The 17,311-nt window shown below is 74.7% G+C and carries 16 protein-coding genes; 1 reads left to right on the top strand and 15 read right to left on the bottom strand.

Features of this window, described 5'->3' with window-relative positions:
* The first annotated feature begins 195 nt into the window (after positions 1 to 195).
* The gene (locus tag ACWERV_RS02680) at positions 196 to 444 is read left to right on the top strand and encodes a hypothetical protein (protein WP_452927790.1); all 249 of its coding nucleotides are present in this window, start codon (positions 196 to 198) and stop codon (positions 442 to 444) included.
* A gap of 101 nt (positions 445 to 545) precedes the next feature.
* Here the strand turns inward: ACWERV_RS02680 and ACWERV_RS02675 are convergent, their stop codons facing one another.
* The 15 genes from ACWERV_RS02675 to ACWERV_RS02605 form a co-directional block, all read right to left on the bottom strand.
* Positions 546 to 1,142, bottom strand: coding sequence for a hypothetical protein (locus ACWERV_RS02675; protein ID WP_452927787.1), 597 nt, complete (start codon positions 1,140 to 1,142; stop codon positions 546 to 548).
* 66 nt (positions 1,143 to 1,208) lie between these two features.
* On the bottom strand, positions 1,209 to 2,666 hold the full coding sequence (locus ACWERV_RS02670) for a PE-PGRS family protein (RefSeq protein WP_452927785.1): 1,458 nt from the start codon (positions 2,664 to 2,666) through the stop codon (positions 1,209 to 1,211).
* A gap of 147 nt (positions 2,667 to 2,813) precedes the next feature.
* Positions 2,814 to 3,956, bottom strand: a complete 1,143-nt coding sequence (locus tag ACWERV_RS02665; RefSeq protein ID WP_452927782.1) for an NADase-type glycan-binding domain-containing protein — start codon at positions 3,954 to 3,956, stop codon at positions 2,814 to 2,816.
* Positions 3,957 to 4,347: 391 nt separating this feature from the next.
* Positions 4,348 to 4,908 carry a phage tail protein gene (locus ACWERV_RS02660; protein ID WP_452927779.1) on the bottom strand — a complete coding sequence of 187 codons (561 nt, stop codon included), beginning with the start codon at positions 4,906 to 4,908 and terminating at the stop codon, positions 4,348 to 4,350.
* Positions 4,909 to 5,221: 313 nt separating this feature from the next.
* Positions 5,222 to 7,189, bottom strand: coding sequence for a putative baseplate assembly protein (locus ACWERV_RS02655; protein WP_452927776.1), 1,968 nt, complete (start codon positions 7,187 to 7,189; stop codon positions 5,222 to 5,224).
* Positions 7,189 to 7,647 carry a GPW/gp25 family protein gene (locus ACWERV_RS02650; protein ID WP_398174865.1) on the bottom strand — a complete coding sequence of 153 codons (459 nt, stop codon included), beginning with the start codon at positions 7,645 to 7,647 and terminating at the stop codon, positions 7,189 to 7,191. Before ACWERV_RS02650 ends, ACWERV_RS02655 begins: the two co-directional genes overlap by 1 nt.
* A complete protein-coding gene (locus tag ACWERV_RS02645) occupies positions 7,647 to 7,961 on the bottom strand; it encodes a PAAR domain-containing protein (protein ID WP_398174868.1) in 315 nt (104 codons plus the stop codon). Before ACWERV_RS02645 ends, ACWERV_RS02650 begins: the two co-directional genes overlap by 1 nt.
* A gap of 138 nt (positions 7,962 to 8,099) precedes the next feature.
* A complete protein-coding gene (locus ACWERV_RS02640; protein ID WP_452927773.1) occupies positions 8,100 to 9,914 on the bottom strand; it encodes a VgrG-related protein in 1,815 nt (604 codons plus the stop codon).
* A gap of 91 nt (positions 9,915 to 10,005) precedes the next feature.
* Positions 10,006 to 10,722, bottom strand: a complete 717-nt coding sequence (locus tag ACWERV_RS02635) for a CIS tube protein (protein ID WP_452927771.1) — start codon at positions 10,720 to 10,722, stop codon at positions 10,006 to 10,008.
* A gap of 63 nt (positions 10,723 to 10,785) precedes the next feature.
* Entirely contained in the window at positions 10,786 to 11,211 is a 426-nt protein-coding gene (locus ACWERV_RS02630) for a phage tail protein (protein ID WP_398174877.1), read from the bottom strand.
* 32 nt (positions 11,212 to 11,243) lie between these two features.
* Positions 11,244 to 14,360, bottom strand: coding sequence for a hypothetical protein (locus ACWERV_RS02625; protein WP_452927769.1), 3,117 nt, complete (start codon positions 14,358 to 14,360; stop codon positions 11,244 to 11,246).
* 4 nt (positions 14,361 to 14,364) lie between these two features.
* The gene (locus tag ACWERV_RS02620; RefSeq protein WP_199923323.1) at positions 14,365 to 14,523 is read right to left on the bottom strand and encodes a DUF6760 family protein; all 159 of its coding nucleotides are present in this window, start codon (positions 14,521 to 14,523) and stop codon (positions 14,365 to 14,367) included.
* Positions 14,520 to 15,044 carry a hypothetical protein gene (locus tag ACWERV_RS02615; protein WP_452927766.1) on the bottom strand — a complete coding sequence of 175 codons (525 nt, stop codon included), beginning with the start codon at positions 15,042 to 15,044 and terminating at the stop codon, positions 14,520 to 14,522. Before ACWERV_RS02615 ends, ACWERV_RS02620 begins: the two co-directional genes overlap by 4 nt.
* Complete coding sequence (locus tag ACWERV_RS02610) at positions 15,041 to 15,481, bottom strand: phage tail protein (RefSeq protein WP_031512817.1); 441 nt, start codon at positions 15,479 to 15,481, stop codon at positions 15,041 to 15,043. The genes ACWERV_RS02615 and ACWERV_RS02610 overlap by 4 nt, the downstream gene beginning before the upstream one ends.
* A gap of 86 nt (positions 15,482 to 15,567) precedes the next feature.
* Positions 15,568 to 17,112 (bottom strand): phage tail sheath family protein, encoded by a 1,545-nt coding sequence (locus tag ACWERV_RS02605; RefSeq protein WP_452927762.1) that lies wholly within the window; start codon positions 17,110 to 17,112, stop codon positions 15,568 to 15,570.
* Positions 17,113 to 17,311: the final 199 nt, after the last annotated feature.

The raw sequence follows: 17,311 nt of genomic DNA, 5'->3' as shown, positions 1-17,311 counted from the left end.
GTGGTGCATGGTTGTGCGCAACCTTGACGACACCGGGGGTACGTGGTCAAGAAACTATTCGGCCAGCTTCCCAGATGGATTCTCTGTGTGCACATCGCTGCACATCGCTCGCCCCGGGACATGCGCGGCTCGTAGCGTCGAAGTCCCCGCGGTTCTCACCCCGCGAGGCGGTGGACGCGGCGGAAGGGGCCCGGCGTGGAAGAGCTGTCGCACGAGCGTGACGTCGGGGTGCGGGCACCCCGCATGAGCGCCACTCGTACGTGCGGGTGGTGCGAGCGGGGGACGTGCGAGTACCTGGTGCATGAGATCGACGCCGACCACGGGCCCGCCGAAGTCGTGTGGTGCCGGGACTGGCGGGCGTGCCGGGCCGCCGCCCGGCGCAACGTCGGGGTCCGCTGGAACACGCCCGCGCCCGACTGGCCGCCCGTCCCGCGGACGAGGTGACGCGCTACTACACCGCCGGCTCGTACGTCGCTCGCGACCTCGTACGGTGCACGGGGCGGTGCCCGGCGGCGCCGGAGTGAGGGTGGGGCAGGTAGGCCCCCTCAGTAGGAGGAGCCTTCGCCCTCCTTCTGAGGGGTGAGGAGCCGGAACGGCGCTGATGCGAGCATGCCGCCGGTGGACAGCCAGGCGACGTCGACCCGCTCGAAGACCAGCGCCAACGCCATGTCCATCGCATCCACCGGGCCGTGCGCGGTTCCGAAACGGCGATGCCCACTCGTCTTACGGACATGGGGGCCGTCCACGAAGCTCACGCGGGTCTCGTTCCCGCGTCGCAGCTCGACCGCGTGACCCTCACCCGTCGAGGCATACGCGTACTCGCGGCCCGCCAGACCGATGAACAGCGCACGGGCGGAGCGGCGCAGGCCCAGCGGGTTGTAGGAGAGCGCCGCGAGAATTCCGCCCACGCTCAGCGTCGCCTTTTTGCTGAGGTACGGCGTACCACCCATGCCGACGCCGGACAGATACGTGTCCGGCAGCCGCCCGCTCACCACCTCGGTACGGAGAATCTCCCCCGGCCGGGTTCTGCGGCTCAGGGCGTGGAAGACCTTCACCTCGCCGAACTCGCCCACCGTGCCCGTCACGCCCCGCTCGGTCTTGGTGTCGTAGGGCTCCAGCACGAAGTCGAAGCTGTCGGTCATGTATGTCCTCCACTCTCGTACGGCCGGGAACGCCGTGGTGGTTGGCAGCACATCCCGGAAGAGCCCCTACCAGCTCATCGGATTGAGCGCCTTCCCCACCTTCTTTGCCCCGCTCGCCACTTCGTGGCCCGCCTTCTTCGCTCCACTGGCGACCTCATGACCGGCCTTCTTGGCGGTGTTGCCCGTCCAGTCGACGGCCTTGCCCGTGCCCTTGGTGATGTCGTCCCAGTGTTCGACGATCTTCGCACCGCCGTAGACGGAGCCGAAAACGACGACGGCACCGAACGAGAACGGCGAAGGGGAGACCAGAGCCGCGGTGAGCGACGCGTTGAAGCCGAATTCCGCGACGTCGGCGACGTACCCCGCTCCTTTGCGTTTGAAGGCCGTGACCGGGTTGAGGCCGTCGGAGATGACGTTGAGGCCACTGAAGACCGTTGCGGCGGCGCTGGTGCCGATACCCAGTCCGCGCAGTACGCCCGAGGTCCGGGCCGCGATGCTGATGCCGCGCACCAGGGACGTCACGCGGGGAGCGGCGGCCACGAGGCGGGTCTCGCCGTAGGCGTTGGTGAGGACGCTCAGGAGGCGGGCGTTGGCGGCCCGGGAGACGGCTTGCCCCGCGTGTGTCGCCCGCGAGTACTGGCCGGCCAGTTTGTCGCTGCCGATGAAGAAGTTGATGGCCTTGTTGACCGACACTCCCCGAAAGGAGTCGGTGAAGAGCGGTAACCGGCGCAATTGGTCGTAGCGGGCGTTGGCGAACCCCGAGATTTGGTCCCCCGCCCCCGGGATGCGTGCGAGCGGTCCCAAAACCTTGGACGGCAGCCATGTGCCCGGGGCTGACAGCGACCTGAGTTCCGGGGACAGGGAGTTGAGCCATGTGCCCATGCGGGAGATGGCCGGATTGCTGCTCCCTCGAAGGCCCGCAGCGAGCCAGGTTTTGAAGGAACTGCCCCAGCCGTTCACAAACGAGTTGTGGACGAGCACCCTGGCCAGCGCCGTCCCCTGCGCGACCGCGTGTCCGCCGGACTCGGCCACCGACGTCCAGTCGCCGTACGCGCCGATCAGGTACTCGACGGCGGGCTCGAAGGGGTGGAGGCCGGGGATGCTGGTCAGGGCTGTGGCGCGGAGGCGGTCGAGGTAGGTTTCGAGGTTTTCGCCGGGTTTGCGGTGGAAGAGGGAGGCGTTGGGATCGTCGCTGGTGGCCACGGAGTCGGCGATCAGGACGGTTTCGGGGTCGAGGGCGGTGCCGCGGTAGTGCGTGAGGTCGTCGGGGGTGAAGCCGGCCCAGAGGAGGCCGCCGGAGAGGTCGCCGTTGGCAAGGCGGGTGCGGGCGGCGCGGCGGCGGAGGTCGGGGGCGGTTTCGGTGGCCCAGGACGCCATGGGGCGCAGGGTGGCGAGTTTCGAGGTGACGTTGAGGGTGGCCGCTCTGCGGAAGACGGAATCCGTGGCGTTCTTCAGGCTCGTCGGATCCGCGCCGTCCAGCAGTGTGGCTAAGCGTTCCAGGTCTTCCGGGTTCACGCTGCGCATATGACTCCCCCCCGGGGTCAGGTGCATCGGGTGTCTCTCCCGTCACACAGGGTACGGAGAGGGCCTCCGGGGAGGGGGTGTTCTCGGCCACCGCGGGGGACGTGCGGGGGCGCTCCGCCGCCGGAACCGGCGGCGGAGCACGGGGGTTCAGCCGCGGCGGAAGAACTCGACCTCGGCCAGGGCCAGATGGTGGCCCTTCGTCAGGCCCGCGGGGGCGCGCAGGGTGAGGCGGACGGTCGTGACGTCGCTGACGCCGGTCGTGAAGGTCTGGTCGCCGGGGCGGTCGTCGAGGGTCAGCTCCTGGTGGTGGGTCTCGCCCTTGCTGGAGGTGGTGTCCAGGTCGATCGTGAGGGCGCGGCCCTCGGCCTGGTACTCCTTCAGGGTCGCGGAGGCGCCGTTGGTGATGATGACGTCCACCAGCCGGATGGGCTGCGCGAAGGTGTACGTGATCGTCGCGCCCGCCGAAGGGGCGCCCCAGTAGCGGTTGTTGAGGCCGTCCAGGGTGTTCGCGGCCGGATGGCCGGGGATCTGCGCGCTGGCGGTGGCGTGCGCCGGGCGGATCGGCTTCGCGCCGTCCAGCTTGTCCTTCGTGTCCTCGAACAGGCCGCGTCCGGCGGGCAGGGCGAAGAACACGCCCACCGCGAGGACGGCCACCACCAGGAGGATCACCAGCAGCCGCTTGAAGCGGCCCGAACCCGCCCGCACCCGGCGGCTGAAGGGCCAGATCGTCCGCCACCAGGGGAGGGCCGCGCGCGCGGGCGCGGGGTTCAGCGGGGTGGCGCAGCGGCGGCAGAAACGGCGGTCCGGCGGGTTGAGCGTCCCGCAGTTGGGGCAGGGCTCCCCCTCGGCCTCCTCCGGCTCCGGCAGCGGCCGCACCACCGGGCGCGGTGCGACCGGCCGACCGGGCAGCACGGGCCGCACCGGCGCGGGATCCCCCTCGGGCGCTTCCTCCGCGGCGGGCGCTGCGGGCGCGGCGGGCCGCCGGGGCGGTGCGGAGTCCTGCGGGGAAGCAGGCGGTACGGGTGCGGGCGCGGGCGCCGCGGGACGTTGCGGGGGTACGGACTCCTGCGGGACGGTGGGCGGATCTGCCCGCGGCGCGGGGGTGGTGGCCGAACTGCTCGGGGTAGCGGGGGGTGGCGGCGACTCGGATACGTGGGAGCCGGACCCCGACAGGCCGTCGCGCACGGCACGCCGCAGGCGCCCCGCCCACGCGTCGGGGTCGGTCGCCGCGTCCGTCGCCCGGCGCAGGCGGCCCTCCGCCCGGTCCGGGGCGTCCGCCGCACGCCGCACGCGGCCCTCCGCCGCCTCGGGGGTGTGCGCCGCACGGGCCGCGCCGCCCGACGAGACCGCCTCGGAGGCCCCGCGCGCCGCCCGCCGCAGGCGCCCTCCCCGGGGTTCGGGGGCCTCGGGCTCGGGAGCTTCGGGGGGAGCGGGCTGCTCGGCGGGCGCCGCCGCCGGGGGCTCCGGGTCGGACGGTGCGGGTGCGGGTGCGGGGGCCGGTGCCGCTGCTGGGGCCGGTGCCGGCTCCGGTACGGGCTCCGGCTCCGGCTCCGCCGCGGGCGGTGACACGGACGACGACGGCGCCGGGCTCTGCGACCAGCCCAGATACGTACCGCAGGTGCCGCAGAAGTCCTCCGTTGGCGCATTGGACGCCCCGCACGCGGGACACGCACGCATGGCGTCACCTCCCTTCGCTCGGCGGGCCGGGCAGGATCTCCACCCGGCAGGCGGTGTGCGCCGGGCACATCGCACGGACGGTCTCCCGGACGCGCTCGGCGTCCACCTGCGGCTCGCGGCCCGGCCACACCCGGACGAGCGGGCCCGCCGGGTCCTGCGGCGGGAGGTCCGCGCCGGGGGTACGGGACCAGGTCGCGCCGCCGTCGCCGCTGACGTCGGCGTGCACGCCCAGCACCAGCCACAGCGCCTCGACCAGGCCCTTGCGGGTGCCGCGCAGCCGGTGCAGCTCCAGGGCGCGGACGACCGCCTCGCGGCGCAGCTCCAGCGGACACCGCGGGTCGTCCACCGCCCCGACCCACGAGCCCAGCCACGCCAGGAAGTCGGGCGGCGCGAGGCGCGGGTCGAGGTAGGCGGGGAGGTTGTCGAGCGTCGCGAAGACGGGGGCGAGGACGACGTCGAGCCCGGCGGTGAATCGCTGGGCGAGGTCGTCGTCCGCGTACAGCGCGGGTAGCTGCTCGCCGATGGGGTGCCTGCTCCGCAGGCCGGGTACGGCTGCTCGGCTCATCGGGTGACCTCCCCGTTCGCGCTGCCGCGCGGGGCGCCCCCCGGGGCTTGCGTGTGCCCCGCCGGGCGAGCGTTTTCAGGGGCGCGTGGGGGTACCTCCCACGCGAAGCCCTGGGGGAGAACTGCGCGGTCAGCCCCCACCGGGGCGCGGGAAGATCCCGACCCGGAGGGGCAGTTGCTGTCGTTTCCGGACCACCGGCCGGTGGTGGGCTGGTCGCGCAGTTCCCCGCGCCCCTGGTGTGCCCCCCAGCGCAAACACACCCTCGCCCCACCGCCCCCGGCGGAAAAGGCGCGCACCCCGCGCTGGCGGGGGCTCATGCCGGGGTCCCGTCTGGCGCAGCGACAGCGACCTGGTGCTGGTGGGAGAAGACGAGCGCGTCCGGGGTGACGTCGAGGCGGTCGGTGGGGGCGCCGCGGCGGCCGGTGAGGGGGTCGGCGGGGAAGAGGCGGATCTCCTGGACGACGGCGTCGCCGGTCGCGCGCTGGAGGACGCCGAAGATCTCGCCGTACTGGACGGGGCGGCCGAAGGGCCAGCCGGTGCCGTCGGGGCCGCCGGTGAGGGGGTTGAGGTAGTGGTAGAGGGCGTCGAGGGCGGCCTCGCGGACGGTGTCGGGGTCGGCGCCGGGGGCGGTGGTGAGGCGGGCGACGACGGTGACGCCCTGGTAGGCGGGGGGTTCGACGGCGACGTTCGTGCCGATGAGGCGGCGTTCGTCGAGGGCCTCGGTGATCGCGCCGAGCACCTGGTCGGAGGGGATGAGCTGCTCGAAGCGGAGCCGGTCGTCGCCCTCGTCCGCGACCGCGTCGGGCACCACCAGGACGCGTACGGCGCCCGCGGAGCCGGCGGGCACGCAGCGGACGCGGGCGGCGGAGGGCGCGGCCTGGCGGGCGATGATCTCGTGGTCCTCCGCGGTGACGGCGCGCTCCTGCATGCGCAGCGCGTCCGGGGCGCGCATCTTGGCGTTGTCGACGGTCTCCCCGGCGACGCCGCCGCGCGCGGCCTCGCGGTTGGTGACGCGGGCGACGTACGGGACGGAGCTGCGCAGGACGGAGATGGCGCCGCGGGCGACGTTCCCGGCGGGGCCGCCGCCGGTGCGGTAGCGGGCGACGCGGATCTGCGCGCCCTTCGGCGGCACCGCGCCGTAGTGCCGCAGGGTGCCGTCGGCCTCGCGCACGGCGGGCGGGAAGGCGAATTCGCCCGCGGTGGCGTCCAGCGTGACGTGCGGGTCCTCGGGCGCGGAGCGGCCGAAGCTCTCGACGATCTGCCAGCGCTGCCAGCCGCCGCCGTCGGAGGCGGAGGAGACCTCGACGACGGGCGGTTCGCCGTCGAGCAGCACGGGCGGGCGGGCGAGCCGGAAGGCCTGCCCGGGAACGCCTTCGGAGGTGCCCAGCGGCACGTCGGTGAGGGTCTGCGCGTGCTCGGCGGGCATGGTGCCGCCGATGGTGAAGACGGAGGCCTCGCGCACGGTGGGCGACTCGGAGTAGAAGGGCTGGCCGGGTTCGGGTTCGGTGACGCGGCAGCGCAGCCAGCCGGCGCGGGTGCCGCCGCTGGTGGACGCGGTGTGCCCGGCGGGCACGTACAGCACGATCTCGCCGGGGCGGTTGAGCCCGCCGGTGGTGTCCTCGCCGGTCTCGCACTCCTGCCAGGCCGCGCCGTCCCACGCCTCCCACACCAGCGGGGGCTGCCGGGGGTCGACGCCGATGCCCTCGACGCGGCTGTCCAGGCGGATGGCGACGATGCAGCGCGGTACGGCGGTGGGCAGGCCGAAGAGCAGCGCGTCGCCGGGCTGCGGGGCGCTCTGGAAGCACGGCACGTCCCGCCCCTCGGCGAGCGTGCGGGTACGGTCGGTCTGCTCGCCGCCGCGCGGGGCGGCGACGAGCCGCTCCAACGACGAGGGGAGGATGCGCAGTTCAGCGGTGGTGGTGAAGACCACCGCGTCCTCGGTCTCGCCGCGCACGGTCGTGACCTCGGTGCCCGCGGGCAGCACGAGGGTGTCGTCCTGCGGGGCGGAGAGCCAGAAGTCGATGTCGGCGCGGGCGGCGGCGGGCGGGAAGAGCCGGATGCCGAGCAGGTCGAGGAAGGCGAGGTAGTTCTTCTCGGGGACCCGGTTGAGCCGGTAGAGCAGCTGGTCCACGAGGTAGGCGAACGTCTCGATGAGGGTGACGCCGGGGTCGGAGACGTTGTGGTCGGTCCACTCCGGGGCGCGCTGCTGGACGTAGCGCTTGGCCTCGTCCACGAGCTGCTGGAAGCGGCGGTCGTCCAGGTTGGGTGCGGGCAGGGGCATCAGCCGGCCCTCCGCTCACCGAGCGGGACGACGTCGGGGAGGGCCGCGTAGGAGTCCTCGGCGGAGTCGGACGGGATCGTGTAGAAGGGGAAGACGAGGTTGCGCCGGTCGTTGGTGGAGCGGACGGTGTAGTGGACGTCGATGTAGAGCGTCCCGGCGTCGATCTGGTCGAAGGCGATCACGACGTCGTCCACCTGGATCCGCGGCTCCCACCGCTCCAGCGCCTCGCGCACCTGCTGGGCGATCCGCCCGGCGGTCGCGCCGTCGCCCGGCGCGAACACGTACTCGTGGATGCCGCAGCCGAATTCGGGGCGCATCGGGCGCTCGCCGGGCGCGGTGCCGAGCACCAGCCGGATCGCCTCCTCCAGCTCCCGTTCGCGTTCGACCATGGCGATGCCGCCGGTCGGCCCGACCCGCAGCGGGAAGGCCCAGCCGCGGCCGATGAAGCGCTCGCTCATCACACCCCTCCGATCTGCACGTTGACCGCCCCGAGGATGATCTGCGCGCCGCACACCGTGCGGTCGCCCATCCGCGCGGCGGGCAGCCCGCCGATGAGGACGGGGCGGGCGAGCGCGGTGGGGCTGGGCAGGATGACGTCGGCCGGGCCCAGCGCGGCGTGCGGCGGCACGACGCACACGTGCAGGCTGCCCACGACGGCGGCGGGCTTGCCGCCGATCAGCACACGGGCCACCGTCGCTGCGGCGGGCGGCGGCGGGGTGGTGATCGCCCCGCCGTGGTCGGTGGGGTCACCGGTTCGGGCTGCGGCCGGCATACGTCGCTCCTCGCGGAAGTCCTGCGGCCCGGGGGCCGGTTGGGGTCGTGAGCCCGGTGGGGCCGGTACGGGGGTGCGGCCGGGGCCGTCCGGTGGCCGGCACCTGTCAGCGTACGAGCAAGTCACCATGGGCGCGCCTCAGTTGATCCGGACAAGTGCGGCCTTGAGCACACCGAGCGCGCCGCCGTCCACGGTGACGTCCGCCGTGCCCTTGACGCTGACGGACGCGCCGCTGACCCGGGCGCCCGCCGTGCCGTCCACGTTGACCTGCCGTCCGCGCACGTTGACCGTGCCCTGCTTGGCGTCCAGCGTGATGCCGCTGCGGTCCATGACCAGGGAGCTGAGCGCGGCGCCGCCCGCCGACGCGGTGACGGTGACCTCGATGCGGTTGTTGCGGTCGTCGAGGAAGACGGTGAGGCGCCCGTCGCCGGTCTGCAGGCGGACGCCGTTCAGGCCCGTGGGCGCGTCCAGCAGTTCCACCCGGTGGCCCGAACGCGACACCACCGAACGGCGGTTGAGCTTTCCGCTGGTGCGGTCGACGAGCGGCACGTCGTGCTTGGAGGGCTTGTCCTGGCCGTTGTAGAGGCCGCCGATGACGAACGGGTGGTCCAGCAGGCCCTGTTCGAAGCCGACCAGCACCTCGTCGTTGACCTCGGGGCTGACCACTCCGCCGCCGCCCTTGCCGCCCCACTGCACGGTGCGCACCCAGTCGGTGACGTAGGTGTCGTCGAGCCAGGGGAAGGTGAGCCGCACCGCGCCGTTCTGCCCGCCCTCCGGCTCGCGCACGTCCGTGACGACGCCGGTGGCCAGGCCCGGGACGCGGGCGCCGCGGCCGGGGGCGTTGGCGCCGGTCACCAGGCCGGTCAGCGAGCGGTCCGGGCTGGCGCCGACCCACACGGTGGTGCGGTAGCCGCGGTCGGGCTCCAGGACGTGCTGGGCCGCGGTCGCGGTGTAGCGCCCGGAGAAGGCCTCCCCGACGTTGCCGAGCGCGACCGGTACGCCCGCGCGCAGCATCGGGTTGCCCTCGGCCACCGCCTCCAGCTCGGCGAAGCCCGCCGCGACCTGGTCGGCGGCCGCCCCGGCGGCGGCGGTGGTCTCGGCGAGCGTGCCGTACGGGGTGTCGGTGACGGTCAGCTTGGCGGTGCCGAAGACGGACGAGGCGCGCGACGGGCTGAGCCCCGGCCGCACGCTGTCGCTCACGACCGACGGCTCCCGCGAGACCAGCGGCTTCTTCGTCCGCACGTCCCAGCCGCGCACCTCCACCTGCGCGGCGCCGTCCGCGGCCGTGAGCGCGGCCCGCAGCGCGAGCAGGTTGCGGCCGTATTCGAGGACGAGCGGGTTGCGGGCGGCGGAGGTCGAGGGCGAGGGCGCGCCGGAGGCGTTCTTCGGCTTGGTGAACTGCAGCACGCCCTTGTCGTCCACCCGCACCAGCGCGCCGCTCTCGTGCGCGAGGAACTGCAGGAAGTCCCAGTCCGAGACGTTCGCCTGGGAGAGCTGCTTGTACGTGACCGGGGCCGCCTCGACCTTGCCGACCGCGAGGCCCGCGCGGGAGGCGACCTGCCGCACGATCGCCGACGCCGACATGTTGCGGTAGGCCGCCACCCGGCGGCCGCGTTGCAGGCGGTGCGCCCGCGAGTAGGCCCGCACGACGGTGAAGCTGCCGGTACGGTCGCGGTCCAGCTCCAGCGCGGTGACCTCGCCGTTGAACAGCAGCTCGCGGCCCTGCCCGGAGGCGGTCACGACCGACACCTTCAGCGGGGTGCCGATCGTGATGCCGGTCTTGCCGAGGAATTCGTGGTCGGGGTCGCGGAAGGTCAGCACGGCGGCGTCCGGCAGCCCCACGTTCTCGTCCACGACACAGCTCACCAGCTGCGCCGCCCAGATCTTGGGGAGTTCGCCGGGCGCCTCCACGATCGGGTCCGCCGCGAAGGACCGCCCGCCCTGCTCGCTCATGCCTCTTCCTCCTCTCTTGTGGTCGGTCTTCCTGCTCACTCCCTCCGCGGGCGGCCTCGTGCCTCGGCCGACCACTGCGGGAGCTCGGGCGTCAGCCCTCCGCTCCGGCCCCGCGCAGCGCGGGCACCACGAGTTCCGTGCCGGGTGCGAGCGCCATCGGGTCGTCGATGCCGTTGGCCTCGGCGATCTCCCGCCAGGCGGACGCGTCGCCGTACTCCCGCCACGCGAGCATCGCCAGGGTGTCGCCCGCGACGACGGTGTGCGTGCTGCGGGCGGTGCGCGCGCCGGACGTCGGGTTCTGGCCCGGCACGTCGACGCTCGCCTCCTCGATCGCGAGCGCGCACGTCGCCCGCAGCGGCTTGCCGTCGACGTCGAAGAGCGTGTACGTCGCCGCGACGCTCATGACGACGCCGTAGAACGAGGTCGTGCGGGCCGTGCCCCACTCGAACCGCACCCACGGGCTCGCGGGCTTCTTGCGGCCCAGGCTCGCCGGGGTCGGCACGCACGCCTTGAGCAGCTTCTCCACCGCCTGCTCCACGGAGTTGTCGTGCGTGGCGGTGGCGTCGAGGAAGACGTCCAGGCTCAGCGTGCGCGGGCCGCTGCCCACGAACTCCGGCAGCGCCGACTCCTCCGCCATCCGGGACGGCGTCCGCCGCCACTCGTTGGTCTTCTGCAACTGGAGGGTGTTGGGGTTGAACTGGAGGTTGAGCACGGCGATCTGACCGCCCGGCTTCGCGCCGACGGTCGCGGGCGGCTCCATGAGGACGAGCTGAGCCGAGGTCCGGCCGGAGCGGAGCGCGGGGGACATGCGAGGGGTTCCTTTCCGGACGGGTGGCTCTCAAGTGCGCTGGACGGCAGGGGCGGTGACCGGTCAGCCGGGCCGCAGGCCCTCGTGGGCGATCTCCAGCGTCTCCACCGCCGCCTGGGAGTTGGACGGGTCGAACGACGGCCCCTCCCAGCGCACCGGCACGATGCCGAAGACCTGCCAGCTGATGATCTGCGTCAGGTCCGGCCGCAGGGCGACGATCTCGCCGTCCTTGGGCTGCACCCGGCGCAGCGTCTCGTCCAGCCAGCGGGCGATCTTCGCGGTGTCGGCGGTGACGGGACGGGTGAGCGTGATGTTCGACCACGTCACCCGGCCCGGCAGCTGGTGCGCGAAACCGTTGTTGCCGCCCTCGGCGTAACTCTCCATCTCCACCTGCGCGCCCATGCCGGAGCACGTGTGGAAGGCGCCCAGGTCGTTGCCGCCGATGGCGAGCCGGAAGAACACGCTCGTGGCGAAGATGCTGTCCGTCATCGTTGCTGACTCCCTCTTCCCTCTCCCCGCCCTCAGCGGCGGCCGTCGTGCGGACGGCCGATACGGTCCCGCCCGCGGCGCAGCTCGGTGCGCAGCAGCCGGGAGACGGGTTCGAGCAACCGCCGTGCCAGGTCGTCCAGTTCGGCCGGGTCGGTGCCGTGTGCCTGCGGCTGGGCCTGTGGTTGCTGCTGCGGCTGCCCGCCCGCCGCGGTGAGGCCCGCGGTACGGCGCTGGACCGGCTGCGATTGCGCCTGCGGCTGCGCCTGGCGTTGCGGCTTGGGAACGGGGGTGACCGGTACGCCCGGCGGCAGGCCGAAGTCCGCGCCGTTCAGGGCGCTGCGCTGGACGACCGGGACGACGGGGACGGGCGGGGCGCCGGAAGGGCCCGCGCTCCCGCCGGGTGCGGTGGGGCGGGGCTGGACCAGGGGCACGACGGGGGGCGCGCCCGCGGAGGCGAGCGCGCCGGGAACGGCGGAGGGTACGGGAGCGGCCGGCGCCGCGGGCCGGACCAGCGGCGGCGGGGCCGAGCCCGTTTCCGCCCGCTGGACCTGCGGGACACCCGGGCCCGGGGCGCCCGGCCAGCGCGGGGCCACCACGGGCGGGGCCGCAGCGGCGGAGGGCGGTGCGGCGCCCTCGGGGGCACGCGTGCTGGGGGTGAGGCCGCGGCCGGTCAGCAGCGGGAGGGCGCGCCCGGCGGTCGGGGCCTGCGTCCGCGTCTGCGCCCGCGCCGGGAAGAGGGTCAGCGGGTGCGCGCCGCCGCTGCCTGCCGCGAGGGAGCGCGCGACGACGACCGGCGGCGGGCCGGTGGGAGCCGGACGCCGGACGAGCGGGGCGGCGGGGCCGGCGGATGCCCCGGTGTTCGCCGGACGCGCCGGGGCGGCGGGGGCTTCGGGCGTACGGGGCCGCAGGTCGGTCGGGCCGAGCACGGGGGCGGCCGGGGCACGCCGGACGGTACGGGGCGCGCCGGGGATCTCCGCGGTGGCCGGCATCGCGGGGAGGGGGGCGCCCAGACCGCTCCGGGGACGCGGGGCGGCGGCGGGTGGGGCGGGCGCCTCGGCCGTGCCTTCCGCACGCTGGACGACGGGCAGGCCGCCGCTGGGTGCCGTGGCCGTTGGCCCTGCGCTGTCCGGGAGTCGGGGCACGGGAGCCCCGAGCGGGGTGCGCCCGCCGAGCGGCGGCACGGCCCGCTGCACGGTGCTGTCGCCGTTGCCGGGGGCGCCCGTGCCGGTCGCGTCGCCGCCGCGCGCGGTGGTGCCGGACCCGCCACCAGCCGCCGGGCCCGTGCCGTCCGCGGCGTTCTCCGCACGCTGGACGACCGGCATGCCTCCGGCGGGGCCCACCGGCTGCGCGCTGTCCGGGAGTTGGGTCAGGGGAGGGCCGAGCGGGCTGCGTCCGCCGAGCGGCGGCACGGCACGCTGCACGGCCACGTCACCGGGCGTGGCCGTTCCGGGCCGCGCCCCCGTACCGTCCGCCGCCGCCGTCCGGCCGGGGCCGCCGTCCGCGGCACCTTCCGCGCGCTGCACCACCGGCAGTCCCCCGGCGGTCGCGGGCGCGCCCCCGGGCGCGGGCGCCAGCGGCGCCGCGTCGGGCAGGTCACCCAGCGGGGTCCGGCTGCCGAGCGGCGGAACCGCCCGCTGCACAGGCCCTCCATGGACCGCGTCCGCGCCCCCCGGAGCGTCGTTGGTCCGCGCGCCCGGGGCCGTACCGGACGCGCCGCCGCCCGCGGGAGACGCGGTGCCGGGTCGGTCGCCGGACGGACCACGGCTCGCGGAACCGGACGCCGTGCCGGACCCGCCACCTGCCGGGCCGCTCCCACCGGGAGCCGCTTCCGCACGCTGGACGATTGGCATCGCGCCGCCGCCCGCGCCGGAGTCCACCGGCCGCACCGTGTCGGGGAGTTGGGCCATGGGCGGCCCGAGCGGGCCGCGTCCGCCGAGCGGCGGCACCGCCCGCTGCACACCTCCGGCTCCGGGCGCCGCAGCCCCGGAGGCCCCGGCACCGTCCCGTCCGTCACCGCTCCCGGCGCGCGGCCCGGAGCCGCCGCCCTCCGCAGCGCCTTCCGCGCGCTGCACCACCGGGAGCCCCCCGGCGGCCGCGGGCGCGCCCCCGGACACAGGCACGGACGGCGCCGCGTTCGGCAGGTCACCCAGCGGTTCACGCCCTCCGAGCGGCGGCACCGCCCGCTGCACGCCCCCAGCCCCGGACGAGCTGGACGGGCCGCCCGTCTGCGGTCCGGAGCCCGCAGCGTCGGAAGCCCCCTCCGCCCGCTGCACCACCGGCATCCCGCCGACCGCCGCAGAAGCGGTACCGGCACCCTGCGGCTCCCGGCCGTCCGGCGCCGGTACGGAAACGGCTCCGGACGCGTCCCCCGCCCGCTGCACCGGGGCCGCCTCGGGCGCGACCGGCGGACGCAGCGCGCTCAGCCGCCGTACCGCCGGACGGGCCGGGCGGCGTGCGACGACCGGCGACGGCCCCACCGGGCGGGGCCGTACGGCCGGGACGTCCCCGGCGGTGCGCCGGGCCCCTCCGGCGGAGTCGCGGCCCGCGACGGGCGGGGCCTCCCCCGTGCCCGGCACCACGGCGACCCGCCGTACGAGCGGTATCGGCACCGCGGCAGCGGAAGCGGAAACGGTCGTGGCCCGCTGCACCGCCGGAGCCGGACCGGTGAGCGTCGCGGGCGAGTCGGCGGCGGGCACGAGCGGCCGGGAGGCGGCCGTACCTGACGCGGCCGGGCCCCCCGCCGTACCGTCCCCCACCGCGCTGAGCAGCAGCGGACCCCCGCGCCCGGCACGCGGAGCGGGCACGGGCCCCGGGGCGGGCGGCCGGGTCACCCCGCGCGCCACGCCCGCGGGAGCGCTCGGGGAGACCGCGTGGCCGAGGCCGCTGTCGAACATCGGGTTCTGCCACGACGCGAGGCGGCCCCGGAAGACCAGGCCGTCGCTCACGCCCGACGCGGAGCGGGCGACGGTCAGTTCGGGCGGTGACGTCCGCCGCCATCCGCCGTCCCACCCGGGGGGCATGGCACGGCCCGCACCGGCGCCCCCGGCGGGACCGCCCGCGGGGGAAGCGACCGGCGCGTCGGCGCCCTCCGCGGCAGGCCCGGCGGAGCCGCCGGCGGGCCGGCGGTGCAGCCTGTCCCGCCATGCCATGTGCTCAACCGCCTTCGTTCATACGGGTGTTGATGCGGGCGATCTCGTTCACCCACTGGCGCCGCTCGTCGTGCGTGAGGTCGAGGATCTCCTCGCGCGCCCAGTGGAAGTGGTAGGCGATGTACGCGATCTCCTCCCGCAGCCGGGGGAGGGCGTACGTCACGATTCCCCCAGGCGCCCGCCCGAGAGATCGACCTCGAAGCCGCCGTCGCAGTGCGGGCAGGTCACGGCCGCGCGGGTGTGGCCCTCGCTGTTGACCCGCCGGTAGAAGTCCTGGAGGAAGGCGACGTCGGTCGCGTACATCCGCTCGACGATCCCGGCGTGCACATCGGTGATCGGGCCCAGCCGGGTGATGACCTGGCTGAGCAGGACCACGCTCAGGTACGCCGGGTTCTCCTTGACCCGCAGGTCGATCTGCGGGCGCAGCTCGTCGCGGGCCGTGGCCAGCCGCATGGCGCCGTGCCGGTGCACGACACCCTCGTCGTCCACGTAGCCGCGCGGCAGCTCGAACTCGAACTCGTCGCGCAGCGCCTGCTGCCGCCGGGCGGCCGCCGCCGGGGCGGCGGGGGCTGCCGGTGCGGCGGCCCCCGGCTGCTCCGGCTGCTGGTCCGGCGTGCGGACGAGTGGTGCCGTCGCCTCGAGGATCTCCTCCAGGCTGCCCGCGCTGACCGTACGGCGCCTCATTCGACGACGATCTCCTCGAACACGATGGTCACGGACTCGGTGGCCGCGGACGACTGGCCCGCGTTGAGGGACGGGCCCTCCCACTTGGACGCCCAGCCCTGCATCAGCTGGATGCGGCGGACCGTGCTGCCCTCGGAGTCCTTGATCTCGATCGTGAGGTTCTGCCGAGCGGTGTTGACGGCGCCCTTGTTGAGCGTCTCCTTGATCCACTTGGTGAATTCGCTGCTCTTGTCGATGCCGCGGGTGATGGTGATCTCACCGGCCAGCCGGGCACCGGGCTGCTTGCGGATGATCTGCTTGCCGTCGGAGCTGACCTGCCGGACCTCGACGACCTCCTCCTCGACGGTCAGCCCGCTGATCTCCTGGACGGACTCCACCAGGTAGCCGCCGAGCTGCACGCCGAAGATGTGGGTGGAAAGCGCGTCGCCCTCTGCCATGACTTTCCGTCACCTTTCCTTGCTACGTCGCTGGTTCGCGGTCGCTGTCGCGGTCGCAGTCGCTGTCGCGGTCGCTGTCGCCGCGGTCACTCGTCGATGAGGCTGGTGCTGTCGGAGAACTGCGCCAGCCGGAAGACCACGAACTCCGCGGGCTTGACCGGGCAGACGCCGATCTCACACACCACACGGCCCTGGTCGATCGACTCCGGCGGGTTGTTGTCGCGGTCGCACTTGACGTAGAAGGCCTCGTCGGCGGTGCGGCCGAACAGCGCGCCGCGCCGCCACTCCTCGGTGAGGAAGGCCGTGACGTTGCGCCGGATGCTGGACCACAGCCGGTCGTCGTTGGGCTCGAAGACCACCCACTGGGTGCCCAGCAGGATGGACTCCTCCAGGTAGTTGAACAGCCGGCGCACGTTCAGGTAGCGCCAGGCCGGGTCGGAGGAGAGGGTGCGGGCGCCCCACACGCGGATGCCGCGGCCGGGGAAGGCGCGCACGCAGTTGACGCCGATCGGGTTGAGCAGATCCTGCTCGCCCTTGCTGAGCCGCAGTTCCAGATCCACCGCGCCGCGGATGACCTCGTTGGCGGGCGCCTTGTGCACCCCGCGCTCGACGTCGCTGCGCGCCCACACACCGGCGATGTGGCCGCTCGGCGGGACGATGGTGTTGTGGCCGAGCGCCGGGTCGAAGACCCGCACCCACGGGTAGTAGAGCGTCGCGTAGCGGGAGTCGTAGCCCGCCTCGTCGTTGCGCCAGGTGCGCACCTGCTGCGCGGAGAGCCCGGGAGGGGCGTCCAGCACGGCGACCCGGTCGCCCATCTGCTCGCAGTGCGCGATGACGGCGAGCTGCACGGTGCGCACACCCTCGGCGTCGATCGCGCCGCGCTGGAAGGCGCTCATCAGGTCCGGGACGGCGACCATGGTGATCTCGTCGATCGTCTCCAGGCCGCCGAAGCCGGTACGGGCCGCGGTGTCGCCCACGTACTCCGACGGGCTGAGCCGCTGCACCTCGCCGGAGCCGCCGCGGCCCGCCGGGGCCGGGCCGTCGGCCAGCGCGGTCACACCGTTGGCCGGGCGGGTCTGGGCGCTGCCGCGCTTCTCGGCGACCTCGACGTAGCTCGACCCGCGCGCCTGGGTCACCAGGTAGGCGCGGACGTTCTTGCGGGTCGAGGCGTCGAAGGTCTCCACGACCTTGTCGCCCTGCTTGACCAGCAGCTTGAAGCGGTCCTCCGCGGGGCTGTCGCCCTCCGCGTCCGCGACCTCGACCGTCAGACCGGCCGCACCGGGCTTGGCGACGACGGTGAAGCCGCCCAGCTCGACGGGCTCCGCCGAACCGACCGCCTTCTGCGCGCTGTCCGCGCCCGTGCCCGCCGCACCGCCGATGCGCACGATGTACGCGGCGCCGCCGCCGTTGGCGAAGTAGCCGTAGACCGCGTGCGCCAGGTACGTGCCCTCGGTGAAGCCACCGAAGAGCTGGCTGTACTGGTCCCAGCTGGTCACCAGCGTCGGTGCGTGGAACGGTCCGGTCTCGGCGAAGCCGACGAACGCGGCGACGGCGGTGCCGACCCCTTCGATCGGCCGCGCCCCGGACTGCACCTCCTCCATGTACACACCCGGGGTGAGGTACGTCGCCATACTCGCTCCTTCGCGTCCATACCGGCTGCGGATCCGGCTGCGGATCACCTGTCTCCAGCCCGAGTCTGCGGAGCAGACACCTGCATCGGCCAGAGACCCGCGGACCTGCCGGGGGGCAGGCCCGCTGCCCTTTGCGGACCCGCAGCGTGACCCCGCGAGCGCGCTCCGGAACTCCCGCCGGACGACCGGCGGCGGAGCG

It is taken from the genome of Streptomyces sp. NPDC004031, assembly GCF_053604375.1.
The sequence above is the reverse complement of the archived record's forward strand: the minus strand, read 5'-3'. Positions and strand labels throughout refer to the sequence as shown.